Source organism: Aquimarina penaris (genome assembly GCF_040786285.1).
Lineage (GTDB): Bacteria > Bacteroidota > Bacteroidia > Flavobacteriales > Flavobacteriaceae > Aquimarina.
In genome coordinates, this window is sequence record NZ_JBFMKQ010000001.1 from 64,865 (window position 1) to 80,600 (window position 15,736).

17 protein-coding genes and 1 tRNA gene are annotated in these 15,736 nt (G+C 34.1%); 7 read left to right on the plus strand and 11 right to left on the minus strand.

Going from position 1 to position 15,736, the window contains the following annotated elements; genetic code table 11:
* Nucleotides 1–116: 116 nt before the first annotated feature.
* The 9 genes from ABW637_RS00260 to ABW637_RS00300 all read right to left on the minus strand — a co-directional run bounded on the left by ABW637_RS00260 (nt 117) and on the right by ABW637_RS00300 (nt 6,016).
* Nucleotides 117–734: an ExbD/TolR family protein gene (locus tag ABW637_RS00260; RefSeq protein ID WP_367582613.1), complete on the minus strand. Its 618-nt coding sequence runs from the start codon at nt 732–734 to the stop codon at nt 117–119.
* Nucleotides 735–1,055: 321 nt separating this feature from the next.
* Nucleotides 1,056–1,538 (minus strand): ExbD/TolR family protein, encoded by a 483-nt coding sequence (locus ABW637_RS00265; RefSeq protein WP_367582614.1) that lies wholly within the window; start codon nt 1,536–1,538, stop codon nt 1,056–1,058.
* 23 nt (nt 1,539–1,561) lie between these two features.
* Nucleotides 1,562–2,170: an ExbD/TolR family protein gene (locus ABW637_RS00270; protein ID WP_367582615.1), complete on the minus strand. Its 609-nt coding sequence runs from the start codon at nt 2,168–2,170 to the stop codon at nt 1,562–1,564.
* A gap of 2 nt (nt 2,171–2,172) precedes the next feature.
* Nucleotides 2,173–2,646: a hypothetical protein gene (locus ABW637_RS00275; RefSeq protein ID WP_367582616.1), complete on the minus strand. Its 474-nt coding sequence runs from the start codon at nt 2,644–2,646 to the stop codon at nt 2,173–2,175.
* A 106-nt stretch (nt 2,647–2,752) separates the two neighbouring features.
* On the minus strand, nt 2,753–3,553 hold the full coding sequence (locus ABW637_RS00280; protein ID WP_367582617.1) for a MotA/TolQ/ExbB proton channel family protein: 801 nt from the start codon (nt 3,551–3,553) through the stop codon (nt 2,753–2,755).
* An 82-nt stretch (nt 3,554–3,635) separates the two neighbouring features.
* Nucleotides 3,636–3,723, minus strand: a tRNA-Ser gene (locus tag ABW637_RS00285).
* 68 nt (nt 3,724–3,791) lie between these two features.
* Nucleotides 3,792–4,826, minus strand: a complete 1,035-nt coding sequence (locus ABW637_RS00290; protein ID WP_367582618.1) for an asparaginase — start codon at nt 4,824–4,826, stop codon at nt 3,792–3,794.
* A 39-nt stretch (nt 4,827–4,865) separates the two neighbouring features.
* On the minus strand, nt 4,866–5,654 hold the full coding sequence (locus ABW637_RS00295; RefSeq protein WP_367582619.1) for a TatD family hydrolase: 789 nt from the start codon (nt 5,652–5,654) through the stop codon (nt 4,866–4,868).
* A gap of 74 nt (nt 5,655–5,728) precedes the next feature.
* Complete coding sequence (locus tag ABW637_RS00300) at nt 5,729–6,016, minus strand: hypothetical protein (RefSeq protein WP_367582620.1); 288 nt, start codon at nt 6,014–6,016, stop codon at nt 5,729–5,731.
* A 196-nt stretch (nt 6,017–6,212) separates the two neighbouring features.
* Here ABW637_RS00300 and ABW637_RS00305 point away from each other — a divergent pair, with 196 nt between their 5' ends.
* The 7 genes from ABW637_RS00305 to rodA all read left to right on the plus strand — a co-directional run bounded on the left by ABW637_RS00305 (nt 6,213) and on the right by rodA (nt 14,060).
* On the plus strand, nt 6,213–6,662 hold the full coding sequence (locus ABW637_RS00305) for a retropepsin-like aspartic protease family protein (RefSeq protein ID WP_367582621.1): 450 nt from the start codon (nt 6,213–6,215) through the stop codon (nt 6,660–6,662).
* A gap of 213 nt (nt 6,663–6,875) precedes the next feature.
* A complete protein-coding gene (gene purH, locus ABW637_RS00310; protein ID WP_367582622.1) occupies nt 6,876–8,408 on the plus strand; it encodes a bifunctional phosphoribosylaminoimidazolecarboxamide formyltransferase/IMP cyclohydrolase in 1,533 nt (510 codons plus the stop codon).
* Nucleotides 8,409–8,452: 44 nt separating this feature from the next.
* Complete coding sequence (locus ABW637_RS00315; RefSeq protein WP_367582623.1) at nt 8,453–9,481, plus strand: rod shape-determining protein; 1,029 nt, start codon at nt 8,453–8,455, stop codon at nt 9,479–9,481.
* Nucleotides 9,482–9,615: 134 nt separating this feature from the next.
* Entirely contained in the window at nt 9,616–10,440 is an 825-nt protein-coding gene (gene mreC, locus ABW637_RS00320) for a rod shape-determining protein MreC (RefSeq protein WP_367582624.1), read from the plus strand.
* Nucleotides 10,433–10,939, plus strand: a complete 507-nt coding sequence (gene mreD / locus ABW637_RS00325; RefSeq protein WP_367582625.1) for a rod shape-determining protein MreD — start codon at nt 10,433–10,435, stop codon at nt 10,937–10,939. Before mreC ends, mreD begins: the two co-directional genes overlap by 8 nt.
* Nucleotides 10,936–12,807 carry a penicillin-binding protein 2 gene (gene mrdA / locus ABW637_RS00330; protein WP_367582626.1) on the plus strand — a complete coding sequence of 624 codons (1,872 nt, stop codon included), beginning with the start codon at nt 10,936–10,938 and terminating at the stop codon, nt 12,805–12,807. The genes mreD and mrdA overlap by 4 nt, the downstream gene beginning before the upstream one ends.
* The gene (gene rodA / locus ABW637_RS00335) at nt 12,807–14,060 is read left to right on the plus strand and encodes a rod shape-determining protein RodA (protein WP_367582627.1); all 1,254 of its coding nucleotides are present in this window, start codon (nt 12,807–12,809) and stop codon (nt 14,058–14,060) included. The genes mrdA and rodA overlap by 1 nt, the downstream gene beginning before the upstream one ends.
* An 11-nt stretch (nt 14,061–14,071) precedes the next feature.
* Here rodA and ABW637_RS00340 read toward each other — a convergent pair whose 3' ends face one another.
* Entirely contained in the window at nt 14,072–14,875 is an 804-nt protein-coding gene (locus ABW637_RS00340; RefSeq protein ID WP_367582628.1) for a DNA/RNA non-specific endonuclease, read from the minus strand.
* Nucleotides 14,876–14,935: 60 nt separating this feature from the next.
* Nucleotides 14,936–15,736 carry a tetratricopeptide repeat protein gene (locus ABW637_RS00345; protein ID WP_367582629.1) on the minus strand — a complete coding sequence of 267 codons (801 nt, stop codon included), beginning with the start codon at nt 15,734–15,736 and terminating at the stop codon, nt 14,936–14,938.

Below are 15,736 nucleotides of genomic sequence, written 5' to 3' on the forward strand. Positions count from 1 at the left end.
TTACTAAAATAAATTTATTTCTTTAGAAATCAGCCAAACTTCTTAAAACAAAATTGAAGCTATACTAAAAACCCCATTTATAGTGGGGCTTAGTATAACAAAAATAACATTTTGAACTACTTATTAAAGTCATCAATATGTTCGGCTTCATAAATTTTCTCTGGATACATGGATTGTATTTTCTTAATACGCTTTTTTAGCGTGGTTTTATTTCCTGAAAAATTTACATTATTGAGATCACTTTTCATCTCTGTATATGTTCTATCAAAAAGACGTTTTGCTTCTCTATTTCTTAAGGTAGTATAAGCACTTTTAAGTTCGTTTTGAACGGCTATATATGCTGCATAATTTGCATTTCTACTATTTCCTAAAGATATCACGGCTTTGTTTGGATGATCAGAGGAATATGGATCTTTGGCCCCCTTACAGTATGTACAGTATTCAATATTTTTACCTCCTCCATTGTCTAAAAAAGCTATCGTGGCCATCTTTAAAGACAAAAGTTCCATTGGAACACCTTCTACCAACAACTCATTCTCGCGATTAAGCTCTATTTCAAAAAGGTTTCTCTTCTTAATAGAAACATCCCTATGAATGTTCTCTGTTGAAGGTAGTTTTCTACTAATACCACTTTCACTTTGAATTGTAGTCGTAACCAAAAAAAAGATGAGTAATAAAAATGCAATATCGGCCATAGATCCTGCATTAACTGATGGTGCTAATCTTCTATTCATAATAATTCATATTTAGTTAATAATTACTTACACAATTAGAAAACTGCAACCACTTGGTGATAAGAATTATTTAGAAGAAAAACATAATAAAATCATGACTGATTGATCTATATATTCAATATCACTGTTCTGGAAGGTTAGATATTGATTGTATATTGGAATACAGTTAACTTAAAATAAGCAATAGTTATGCCAATTATACTGGTCAAAATTATTTTAAGTAGACGTGCCAGCTTTTTATCCAAAAAGTTGAATCCATAAAAAAATCCCGCCATAGGCAGGATTTTAATATTGTATATTGGATTATTTTCTACTCGATATTTATCTTAAATTATCGACTGCATTACCAGTTCTAGTAGTATAATTAATCTTCAACGCTTGAACATCTCGAAGTTCACTTTTAATATCACCAACAAGTCCCATGTTGGTTTCGCCATCAACTTTTAAAGCTGTGGTTAAGAAAGGAATTACTTCCTCTCGTTTTGACGCTCTTTCTGCAAGAATAAAGGCCTTTATATCCCCTACCTCTGCAAACTTATCATTAAGCTGGATTCTAGCCTGATTACCAGCACTTGCTCGGTATCTAGAACTAGGTTTTCCTGCATAGATATACATTACCAAATCTTTCTTATCAAGTTTTTCTATTTGATCTGCAAATGGTAATTTATTTTCAATCATTAGCGTGTTTTGACGCATTACCGTTGCTACCATAAAGAAAAACAATAACATAAATACGATATCCGGTAACGAAGCCGTAGAAATAGCAGGTAATTCACCGCTTTTTTTCTTATTAAACTTAGACATAAGATTTCTGTTTTATGTTATTACTATTTTTTTGGTTCTGCTTCAGATAGTTTCTCTGGATACAGAAATTGTATCTTCTTAATATCTTCTTTCAGTCTATCCTTGTTTCCTGCATAGTTAACATCCTTAAGGTCTTTTTCCATTTGCTCGAATGTTTTACCAAAAAGACGTTGAGCTTCTCTGTTACGCAATGAAGTATATGCAGCTACCAACTCATTTTGAACTGATATATAAGTTGCATAATTAGTCTCTCTATTATTACGTAAAGAAATCACCGCTTTAGTAGGATTATCTGATGAAGAAGGGCTTCTCTCTCCCTGGCAGTAATTACAAGCCTCTTCTCCTTTTCCACCACCATTATCTAAGAACTTGATTGCAGCTTCACGAAGATCTTTCAACTCCATAGGAGTTTCTTCTACTAACAAGTCATTGTTCTTATTCAATTCTACTACAAAAATATTTTTTTGCTTAAGAATTGGCGGTTCTACATTATCCTCTTGAGGAGGAGGAAGCTTACGGCTAATACCACTATCGGTTTCGATAGTCGTGGTAACCAGGAAGAATATAAGAAGTAAGAATGCAATATCGGCCATAGACCCCGCATTTACTTCTGGTGCTGATCTTCTTGCCATAATTATTTACCTATTAATTTTTTAATTCCAGAAAGAAACATTAATCCAACTGCTGCTGCAGCCAGAACATAAAATGCATACAATCCTGTTCCTACCCATTTAGATCCACTTGCTGAAAGTATTTTACCATCTTTTAATGGAGTTTCTACTCCATCAGCTAAGACAAAACCAATACCTAAAATCACAATAAAAACTACAATTCCTATTGCTGCATTTTTAAGACCTGCCGGATTCTTTGCAAGTGTTGAAAACACTGCAATTAAAGTTGCTATTATGGTTATAACAAAAATAACCAATGTAAGGCTATATAATGGAGTTACTGAAGACTCTGCTAATTCCAACGGAAGTTCTCTAGCTTCAGACACACCATTTTCGGCCATTAAGTTACCAATTGAACTACTCATAACATACCAAAGGATAGCACCTAAGACACCTACGCCTAGAACAATATATGATAATATTTTAGAAATTTTCATGTGTATATTTTTTAATTTGGAGTGCTTATCTGCAATCCGATTAAAGTAACAAGAAAATAAACACTTTCTTTTATTGTAGAAAGGTTTAAAAAGAAGTATTTACTTCTTATTTCTTGTTTTTATAAGCTACTAACATATCGATTAAAGTAATCGAAGCATCTTCCATATCATTAACGATTCTATCGATCTTAGCTACGATGTAGTTATAAAAGATCTGAAGAATAATCGCTACAATAAGTCCAAATACTGTAGTAAGAAGTGCTACTTTAATACCACCTGCTACAAGAGAAGGTTGCATATCCCCAGCCGCTTCAATCTTATCAAATGCCTGAATCATACCGATTACAGTACCCATGAAACCAAGCATTGGAGCAAGAGCGATAAATAAAGAAACCCATGATACGTTTTTCTCTAATTGTCCCATTTGCACACCACCATATGCTACAACTGCTTTTTCTGCAGCGTCTATGCTCTCATCAGCTCTATCAAGTCCTTGATAGTATATTGATGCAACAGGTCCTTTTGTATTTCTACAAACTTCTTTTGCTGCTTCAACACCACCACTATTAAGTGCATCTTCTACATTTTGTTGTAATTTCTTAGTGTTTGTCGTAGAAAGATTTAAAAAGATAATTCTTTCAATTGCAATCGCTAGACCAAGGATCAAACATAAAAGTACGATTCCCATGAATTCAGGTCCTCCTTCAATAAAACGTTTTTTAAGGTTTTGATGGAAGGATAACTCTTCTGTAGCATCTGCTACATCATCTTGTGTTGTTGTCGTAGTTATAGGAGCAATTAATAATTGCACATTTGCCGTTAATAACTGGGCAGGTGCAGTAGCCGCTTGTAAGTTTCCAAAAGCCATTACCGCTACGATTGCCAGAATAGAAAATAATCTTTTCATTGCGCTGATTCTTAATTTTAATTAGTTAAAGGGTTAAAGATATAAAAATAATATAAAAATTATCATAAAATTAAATATATTGCAGAGAGGAAGGGATTCGAACCCTCGATACGCTTTTGACGTATACACACTTTCCAGGCGTGCGCCTTCGACCACTCGGCCACCTCTCTCGATTTTTTCCCAAAAAATGGGATAGGCAAATAACAAAAAAAAATGTTAACTGATAAAATTTAGGGCGTTAATTTTCTGACATTTCACCTCGAAGCGAAGTTTCGTATATGGTTTTGAGCACTTTAAGCGGCAAATTTTCTCCCAATAAGTACATTAACTTAGCCACAGCAGCTTCTGTGGTAATGTCTCTTCCCGAAATCACTCCTGCTTTTTTTAATGCTACACTAGTATCATACTTACCCATCTCAACACTTCCTCCTGCACATTGTGTAACATTTATAATAGGTATTCTTTTCTTAATAAGATCAGAAACTATACTTATGAACCACTTTTCTTTGGTGGTATTACCAGCACCATAGGTTTCTAATATAATCCCTTTTATCGTTGGTACAGAAAGAATACTTCTCAAAATACTTTCATTGATACCAGGAAACATTTTGATAATAATAATATCATTATCAAAATGTGTGTGGTACACCATCTTTTTGCGCCTGTTAACTGGTTTTAAAAATGATTTATTGATTTTAAGGTGTACTCCTGACTCTACTAAAGAAGGGTAATTAAGCGATTGAAATGCTTCAAAGTGTTCTGCATTAATCTTAGTGGTTCTATTCGCTCTAAGCAATTTATATTCAAAATAAAGACCTACCTCATTAATTACCGACTTTCCTTTTTCTTGTAATGCTGCTATCTGCACGGCAGTAATCAAATTCTCTTTTGCGTCTGTCCTTAAGTCTCCTATAGGCAATTGAGATCCTGTAAAAATTATTGGCTTGGACAGATTCTCAAACATAAAACTAATAGCCGACGCTGTGTAAGACATAGTATCACTTCCGTGGAGTACTACAAAGCCGTCATAGCTTTCATAATTTTTATTTATAATATCCCCCAGCTCCTTCCATCTATCAACATTCATATCTGAAGAATCAATAGGTGTTGAAAAGCTAACAGTATCTATTGTGCAATCCAATTGCTTAAGTTCTGGGATATTCAATAATAGCTCATCAAAATCAAAAGCTGCTAATGCTCCTGTTTCGAAATCTTTAATCATTCCTATAGTACCACCAGTATATATAAGCAGTATGTATGGCGCAGTATTCATATAACAAATGAACAAAATTTTAAACTATATTCAATGTATTTAAACCCCAAATACATCTTTAGAATTTTTTGTAGTTATCGCTGCGATTTCTTCTATAGGTTTTTGATACACTTCAGAAAGTTTATCAAGCACATTGATCACATAAGAACTTTCATTACGTTTACCTCTATAAGGAGTTGGTGCCAAATAAGGAGAATCGGTTTCGAGCACTATATTATCGAGTGGAATTTGATCTAAAAAAGTATTAATTTTCCCATTTTTAAAGGTCACCACACCACCTATTCCTAATTTCATATTGTACCCGATAGCACGATGAGCATCTTCAATAGTTCCTGTAAAACAGTGAAAAATCCCAAACAGGCTATCATCTTTCTCTGATTCTAGCACTTCAAAAATTTCTTCAAAAGCATCTCTACAGTGTATAACAATTGGTAATTTATATTTTTTTGCCAATCGAATTTGATATCTAAACGCTTCTTGCTGTTGCTTTAAAAGAGTTTTATCCCAATATAAGTCAATTCCTATCTCACCTACCGCATAAAACTTTTTATCAGAATCTTTTGCAAAACGCTTTGCCAGCTCTTCTTCTACATGGCTTAACTCTTGCTTAAAATTTTCTTTTACATGTGTGGGATGCAACCCCATCATTAAAAAAACATATTCTGGATATCTAGACTCGATATCATACATAGCATCTGTATACGAAGAATCAATTGCTGGCACAAAAAATCGTGTTACCCCATTTTCTATGGCGCGCTCCATCATTTGATCCTGATCTTCTGCAAAAGATTCACTATAAATATGAGTGTGTGTATCGGTTATTATCATGCCGCAAAAGTAATTAAATTTTACAGGCAGTCACGATACTTTTTATGGTATGGATTTTTTACCCTTGTATCGTATTAAGAAATACTGATTATTCTTTCTAATGGAATAACAACAGATCTTTTAAGAATTACCACCTTATCTGTTATCCCCCAAATTGTGGTTTCAACTTTTTTAACCCCTTCTTCATCTGCAAAAATAATCTTAACCTTTACGTGCTCTAGATTTCCTAGGCTTAATGCTCTTTTTAATGTGAGGTTTCGCATTTTCTTATCTCTTTTATTGTCAAGTACCTCATCTTTCGGAAAATGCAAAAACTGTATTTCCTCTTTTTCTATATCCTGAACTTTATCTCGTGTTTCCATAACAATTTCAGATTTTTAATTTTTGACTACTAGTAGTTCTATAAAATTTACATTTTTAACATTACATTTTCTGCAAAAACACTGTTAATTAACACTTTAAAGTTCAAAAACAGTCTCCGCATGGTTTATCAAATAAGTTCATCAAACTTTCTCCTAATTAATTGTATTACTTTTGTGTGCTATTAACAAATGAATAATGACTCTTCGAAAACTCTTAACACAAAAAGGATATCATCGAATCAAGCTAATCCTTACGAAAACAAATCATTTTGAGGTTAGAACTATCTTGAATGATGTAGAAGGTAATTTTATTGTAGATACGGGCGCCTCAAATTCTTGTGTTGGTTTTGAAGCTGTAGAAAAATTTAACCTTTTTACCCAGGATAGTGATGTAAAAGCGGCCGGTGCCGGAGCAACCGATATGCTAACGCAACTTTCAGAAAAAAACAGTATTCAAGTCGGTAATTGGTCAAGCAAGAGAATTTCTCTTATTTTATTTGACCTAAAACATGTAAATGCTGCTCTGATAGCACACCAAGCCGAGCCAGTTGACGGAATAATTGGTGCCGATATTCTAAAAAAAGGAAAAGCAATTATTGATTACGAAAGAAAATGCTTGTACCTGAAACAAACTACAAAGCATTAAACCTACAACTTGTTAAAAAGATCATTCTCTTGTGTTAATCGCTTCTATAGCACCTAAACTTGAAGCTGTTCTTTACAATGCATTTTGAATAATTTAAGGGTAGGATGTTTTACTTACATTTTTGTTACAATTCACCATAAACAATTACATATAATTGATTGTCTAATTGGTAACTAAATTGCTATTTTTGCATTTTACTAACTAAAATTTCTCATGAGCAACACAAAATCGGCAAAATCCGCATTAATTTCTGTATTTAGTAAAGACGGACTAGCACCTATCGTAAAAAAATTAGACGAACTTAATATCACCATTTATTCTACCGGAGGAACCGAAAAATTCATTAGAGATTTGGGCGTTGATGTAATTCCTGTAGAAGATATTACCTCATACCCTTCTATTTTAGGCGGAAGAGTAAAAACATTACACCCTAAAGTATTTGGAGGGATTCTAAACCGCCAAAACAACGATAGTGATGTTGCAGAACTTGAGCAATACGAGATACCACAAATTGATATTGTTATTGTAGATCTTTATCCATTTGAAAAAACAGTAGCTTCGGGAGCACCCGAACAAGATATTATTGAAAAAATAGATATAGGTGGTATTTCATTAATAAGAGCCGCAGCCAAAAACTTTGCAGATGTTACTTGTGTAGCATCGGTAGACGATTACGCAGAGTTTTTAAATGTTATTTCTGAAGGAAAAGGAGATATTTCTCTCGAAGATCGAAAGCGATTTGCTGCCAAAGCTTTCAATGTATCATCGCACTACGACTCTGCAATTTTTAATTATTTTAATAGCGATCATGAGATTGCTTCACTTAAAATAAGTGAAACCAAAGGCAAAGTATTACGCTACGGGGAAAACCCGCATCAAAAAGGTTTTTTCTTTGGAGATTTTGATGCTATGTTTGATAAGTTACACGGTAAAGAATTATCTTACAACAACCTATTAGATGTAGATGCTGCTGTTAATTTGATGGGCGAATTTAAAGGTGAAGCTCCTACTTTTGCTATATTAAAACATAACAATGCATGTGGGCTGGCTCAACGAGAAACCGTGCTTCAATCTTATGTAGATGCTCTTGCCGGTGACCCGGTTTCAGCATTTGGAGGAATATTAATTAGCAATAGCGAATTAGATAAGGCAACCGCCGAAGAAATTCATAAATTATTTTGCGAAGTGGTTATAGCTCCTTCATTTAGCAATGAAGCTTTAGAAATTTTAAAAGGAAAGAAAAACAGAATTCTTTTAGTACAGAAAGAAATTACTTTACCTAAAACACAAGTTCGTTCATGTCTTAATGGAGCTTTAGTACAAGACAAAGATCTTAAAACTGATGCCAGAGAAGATCTAAATACGGCCACCAAAGTTGCCCCTACTTCAGAACAAATCGAAGATCTATTATTTGCATCAAAAATTTGTAAGCATACTAAATCCAACACCATAGTTTTTGTTAAAGGAAAACAGTTGCATGCAAGTGGTACCGGACAAACCTCTAGAGTAGATGCTTTAAAGCAATCCATTGAAAAAGCAAAATCATTTGACTTTAATTTAGACGGTGCAGTAATGGCAAGTGATGCATTTTTTCCGTTTCCGGATTGTGTAGAAATAGCCGACAAAGCAGGGATTAAAGCAGTCATTCAACCCGGCGGTTCTATCAAGGATCAGTTAAGTATCGATTACTGTGATCAAAACGGAATTGCAATGGTTATGACCGGAACTCGTCATTTTAAACATTAATTTTATTACATTTACTGAATTTTAACCCCTTTTTTGAACTTTTTATGGGATTTTTTGACTTCTTTACCGAAGAGATCGCAATAGATTTAGGTACCGCCAACACATTAGTTATTCATAATGACAAAGTAGTTGTCGATAGTCCATCTATTGTTGCCAGAGATATTATGACTGGTAAAATTATTGCAGCAGGAAAAGAAGCTGCCATGATGCAAGGAAAAACCCATGAGAATATAAAAACTATTCGTCCGCTCAAAGATGGTGTAATTGCTGATTTTGATGCTAGTGAGAAGATGATAAGTCTTTTTATTAAGGATATCCCTGCATTAAAGAAAAAAATCTTTGCACCGGCGTTACGTATGGTGATTTGCATCCCTTCAGGAATTACCGAGGTAGAGATGCGAGCTGTTAGAGAAAGTGCTGAGCGTGTTAATGGAAAAGAAGTGTATCTTATTCATGAACCAATGGCTGCTGCTATTGGTATCGGTGTAGATATTATGCAGCCAAAAGGAAACATGATAGTAGATATAGGGGGTGGTACTACCGAGATTGCTGTTATTGCTCTTGGCGGAATTGTATGTGATAAATCTGTAAAAATTGCAGGTGATGTATTCACTAATGATATTATATATTATATGCGTACACAACATAATTTATATGTTGGAGAACGCACCGCAGAGAAAATAAAAATACAAATAGGTGCTGCTACCGAGGATCTCGAATTACCGCCAGAAGAGATGAATGTTCAGGGTCGTGACTTATTAACGGGAAAACCAAAACAAGTTCAGATTTCATATAGAGAAATGGCAAAAGCTCTTGATAAATCTATTCTACGTATTGAAGATGCTGTGATGGAAACCTTATCGCAGACTCCTCCAGAACTTGCAGCAGACATATACAACACAGGGATATATCTTGCTGGTGGAGGTTCTATGCTTCGTGGATTAGACAAACGTCTATCGCAAAAAACCGATTTACCTGTTTATATTGCCGAAGATCCATTAAGAGCAGTAGTAAGAGGAACTGGGATTACACTTAAAAACATAAATAGATATAAAAGTGTATTGATTAAATAACATTTTAAAAAAATAGTATTTAAGAATATACCTAAATTTCTGATTTTACGTTATCCTCCTTTAATACGTTATAGCTCGGGCTTAAAACCTATGTAATTGTACGTTTAACTAAAGAGATAATCATACCCTAAATCATGCAGCAGATCATTAATTTTTTAATACGAAATAAACATTCGCTGCTGTTTCTATTACTATTATTATTATCCTTGATCTTTACTATACAATCCCATTCTTATCATAGGAGTAAGTTTGTGAGCTCAACCAATTTTATTAGCGGGGGTATATATGGCTGGCAACATTCTGTAAGTGATTATTTTAAATTAAAAAAGGAAAACGAACGGCTTCTGGAAGAAAATGAACGACTTCATAATCAATTAAGTGCTTATGGATTAGATTCTGTAGCCTTAAAACGTATAGACACCTCATCCTTTGACAAACCCTACACTTTTATAAAAGCAAGAGTCATCAAAAATGATTACAGTAAAGTTGACAACTATATTCTAATTAATAAAGGTGAAAAAGATAGCATATTACCCGATATGGGAGTGATTACCGACCAAGGCATTATCGGAATTATTGAGAATACAACAAAAAACTATGGTAGAATAATTTCAATCCTTAATAGTAACTCACGCATCAATGCAGGGTTAAAAAAATCTAATCATTACGGTTCATTGGTTTGGAATGGAGAAGATCCTAATATTGTTCAGCTAGAAACTATACCTAGACAAGCTATTCTAAAAGAGGGAGATACCATTATTACTCATGGGCGATCTACTATTTTCCCCAAAGGAATCGGAATCGGAACCATAGTTAACTACAGTTTAAATCAAAATAAAAGTTATTACCTTATTGATGTCAAATTATTTAATGATATGACTAATATTGGATTTGTATATTCAATTAAGAATAGTAATGCCAGTGAAATTAAAAGCTTAGAAAAACCAGATTATGAATAAGGATGTGGCATTACAAATAGGAAGGTTTATAATTCTGATTTTGGTTCAAGTAATGGTTCTTAATCATGTTAACTTCTTAGGTTTTTTAAACCCATATATTTACATCATTTTTATCCTCTTAGCTCCTATAAACATAAACAAAAGCCTCTTTCTTTTGATTAGTTTTTTCTTGGGATTAATCATGGATATTTTTGGGGATTCTGGTGGTATACATGCAGCTGCTTGCACTATTATAGCATTTTTTCGACCAGTAGCACTGCGCAGTGTATTTGGACTTAGTTATGAATTCCAAACCGTAAAATTAAGTAATTTAGGTTTTGGCGAAAGATTCGCCTATGTAACCCTTATGGTTTTAACACATCATATTGTTCTATTTTCATTAGAAATTTTTAACTTCTCACATATACTATTAACCGCAAAAAAGACGTTATTTACCAGTTTATTTACTATAGTGATTACTATGCTGGTTTTAGTAGTGTTTAGAAGAAAAGATTCATGAGAAAGTTATTACTGTATCTTATCATTGTTACTACGGGTTTTGTTTTTGTTGCAAGACTCTTTTACTTGCAAATTTACAATACATCCTTTGCATCTTTATCAGAAGATAATGCTGTAAAGGTAATCTATGATTATCCGCAGAGAGGGGCAATCTATGATAGAAATGGCAGATTATTGGTTACTAATCAACCTTCTTATGATGTCATGGTAATTCCTAGAGAATTAAAAGCTTTTGATACTTTAGAGTTTTGTTCTATTTTAAAAATCAGTAAAGATAAATTGGTAAAAAGATTACACAAAGCCAGAGTGTATTCTCCCAGAGTTCCTTCAATAGTAATCCCACAATTGACCAAAGATGAATATGCCTATCTACAGGAAAAAATGCGGAAATTTGATGGCTTTTACATTCAGAAACGATCACTTAGAGATTATCAAACTATACACGCAGCTAATGTTTTAGGTTATATTGGCGAGGTTAACGATGCTTTGATTAAGAAAGACCCTTATTATCTCTCGGGTGATCTTATAGGCATTGATGGTGTAGAAAAACAATACGAAAATGAACTTAGAGGGATTAAAGGCGTAAAGCGAATACAAAAAGACAGATTTAACCGAGATATCGGGCCTTATAAAAATGGAAAATTCGATACTTTACCTGTAAACGGAAAAGATCTTACCATTACTATTGATGCTGGCTTACAGGGATATGGGCAAAGGCTTATGCGCAATAAACGTGGAGGAATTGTAGCACTCGAACCCTCTACAGGAGAGATACTTGCATTAATAACCGCACCAACATACAGACCTGATTTATTAGTAGGACGAAAAAGATCTCCTAACTTCACAAAACTTGTATACGACACCATTGCAAATCCTTTGTTCGATAGAGGTGTTACAGGTGAATACCCTCCGGGGTCACCTTTTAAAACTATTAATGCCTTAATAGGGCTACAGGAAGATGTCATAGATCTTAATGAAAGAGTTTCTTGTAGAATGGGGTATTATTATGGAAAAAGAGGGCAAAAACTAGGTTGTCATGCTCATAGGGGCCCCCTTAATATGATACCAGGAATTGCCAATTCTTGCAATGCATATTTTGCAACTGTGTATAAAAGAATTATAGAAAAATACGATACTCCTCAAGAAGGAATGGATAACTGGAGAAAACACGTACAAAGCTTTGGATTAGGAAAATATCTGGGTAATGATTTACCGACAGGAAAACGAGGCAAAGTACCAACTGCGGCGTATTACAACAAAATATACCAGTACCCCACTTATAAATGGTATGCTTCTGCTACTTTGTCTAATGCTATCGGTCAAGGAGAAGTACTAGCAACACCAATACAATTAGCTAATATGACAGCCGCTATTGCAAATAGAGGCTATTATCACACTCCGCATATTATAAAAGCAATTGACAGTAAGCCCATAGACAATGAAAACTACACTACGCCCAAGGTTACTACAATTGACAAAGAATATTTTGAGCCCGTAATCGAAGGAATGCATCAGGTATACACTAACGGAACTGCGAGTTTTTTACAGGTTAAGGGGATAGATATCTGCGGAAAAACAGGAACAGCAGAAAATTTCACTAAGATTAATGGTGTTAAAACACAACTTACAGATCATTCTGTTTTTATAGCATTTGCCCCTAAGGACAACCCTAAGATAGCGCTTGCCGTTTTTGTTGAAAATGGATATTGGGGAGCTCGATATGCAGGTAGAATTGCTTCTTTAATGATTGAAAAACATCTATCTGGTACAATTTCAAGAACAGATCTAGAAGATTGGATTCTTACCCATAGCCTTGAAGAAGAGTATGCAAAACCTTATAGTGGCGAACCTTTTAAAATTAATCAATAATGGCAAGATCTAGCGTAGCCGCTATTGATTGGATAACGGTTTTATTATTTTTATTATTAGTAGGTTTTGGGTGGGGAAACATTTATTCGGCGTCATATGAGGGAGAAACTTTCTCTTTGTCAGATTTTTCTCAAGCTTATGTAAAACAAGCCTATTGGATACTATTAAGTATCATACTCATTATTATTATACAAGCTATAGAGGCGAAGTTTTATGAACGATTTGCCGGTTTAATCTATGTGATATCCATATTATCACTTGTAGGGTTATTTATTTTCGGAAAAACCATTTCTGGCGCAACTTCATGGTATGCGATTGGTCCTATAAGCTTACAACCTTCAGAATTTGCAAAAGCATGTACTGCATTGGCCTTGGCCAAATACTTAAGTGATATGCAAACCAATATTAAGCTTCTTGGCCATCAGGTAAGAGCGTTTTTAATTATTGCCATACCAGCAGTAATTATTATCCCTCAGCCAGATCCGGGAAGTGCTTTAGTTTACGCCGCTTTTTTCTTTCCTCTGTATAGAGAGGGGTTAGCAGCTATATATCTCATTGTGGGAGCTTCGGCAGCTGGATTATTTGTACTCACCCTACTTTTTAACCCGCTGTGGGTAGTACTTGCAATTGCCGCAGTCATGATTTTTATTCTAATCAAAAATAGAAAACAAAAGCCTAAGTACTCAAGATACCTTTTAACTATTATTGTTATTACAGGATTCTGTTTTTCTGTTAACTACATTTTTAATAATGTATTTGAACAACGACATAGAGACCGATTTAATATTGTTTTAGGAAAAGAAGTTGATGCTAAAGGGATAGGCTACAACACGAATCAAAGTCAGATTGCAATTGGAAGTGGTAGCTGGACAGGAAAAGGATGGAAAGAAGGGACACAAACCAAAGGAGGTTTTGTTCCAGAACAACATACAGATTACATATTTAGTACTGTAGGCGAAGAGTGGGGATTTTTAGGAGCTACTATGGTCATCATTTTATTTATTTTATTGTTGATTAGACTAATTAATCTGGCAGAAAGACAAAAATCACAATTTAGCAGAGTATATGGCTATAGCGTTGTGGGTATATTATTTATTCACTTCGCTATAAATATTGGTATGGTAACCGGTTTAATGCCCACTATTGGTATTCCTCTTCCGTTTTTTAGCTATGGTGGATCGGGATTGTGGGGTTTCACTATTTTATTATTTATCTTTATTAAGCTAGATGCCAATCGCGTTAATGAATGGTAATTAGTAATAAATTAAAACTTCCACCCTGTCGTATTGGTCGAAGCCTCTAACTTTGCTTCAACAGCATCTTCTAATTTTGGAAAAAAATCGATTCCGGTAAGTTCTTCAATACGATCAACTGAAACTACATACTGTTTAAGAGGAGTATTTGAGTTTTTACCTTCCATCAAAAAAGCGATCATTTTAGGTTTTTTAGTGCTTTTACTCAATAGTACTTTATAGAAATACTTAGGTACCGATACGGCCTCATACCCTATTGTTTTAAGATTATCAGATAAAACACCTCCGGTAACCACATATAACCCATCATAACTCTTTGCCCAGTATCTTACTTTTTGCTCTAATTCATTCCAGATACCACTATTAAATTCATGATTTTGAGGTGTAATATTCGATGTAAGAAATGTTTCTTCGAAAGCTCCGTAGTTAAATCTCCTATCACCTGCTGGGCATAAATGTCCCCGGTCATACCCTGATTTTTTATAATTACGCCAATCTGCAGAAGATGTTCTTACTTTTTTATCTACTTCAAAATACGGGCGTTTAAAGTCATTAGAGGATAAATGTTCTTTCTTTAAATGATACGCTACCCATTCTGCTTGTTCGTGCTTTTCAGAATACGATAATGAATAATGATTATGAGTTACAATTGTTCCTGTAGTTGATGTTGGAAGGTAAAAAAAGCTTAGTTCAGGTTTTTGTTCTTCGGTGGCCTCATCATGGGTATATGTGTTATTATCTTCATATTCTTCGAAATAATAAAAACCTATCGTGACGATGATAATTAATAATGGGTAAATATATTTTCTCTTCAATTTTTTTTATTTAATAGCGAAATGCAAAAATATCAAAATATTGCGTTTACAAAACCTAATTTAATCTAACTCTTCTAATAACAGAATTGCCTTATTATAATTAAAATTTTCTGGATCCGCTATAATTTCGGATAAAACCTTCTTTACATTTTCCGTATCTCCCATCTTTAAATACACCAAACTCTTGTACCAAAGCCCCCTTGAATTATCAATAGAATCAGAATTCACAAGAGCATCAAAACTCTTTAGAGCCTCATTGGTTTTGTTTAATTCAAGGTATGAAAACCCAACATACGCATGTAACAACGGTGCATCTTCTACAGACTTGTTTTGATATTCTTGAAAGGAAGTAATTGCTTTTTCAAACCGTTTATTTTTATATTCTATTATTGCAGTATTAAGCACATCATCATCCGCTCCCCTTTTAACCAAAGAAGGTAAATCATTAGCTGAATAATACAATTGGTAGAGATCATCAGAACTCTTTTGATTAAAAAACACATTAGTAAGCAATATCCCAGCAACGAAAACAGCCGCAATTGAGCCTATAATATATCTAATATTGACAGGGTTACTTTTTTTCTTAAATCTTTTTCCTCCTTGTTGTATTTGTTCTTTTAGTGTAGCAGCATCATCACTTTTGATATAGTCCTCTAATTCTTGTCTGGCCTTACTCTTTTCTATAGTATTAGTTACAAGCCAACTTTCTTCATTTAGATGGTGATTGATCTCGTTAGAGAGTTTTACTGCTTTTTGCAATTCTTCATCCTTAGCCATCATCCCCTCGAACTCATTACGCGCTTCTGCCGTCATATCCCCGCCAAGATATGCTTCAATCTTTTGGTATATCTTTTCGTCCAT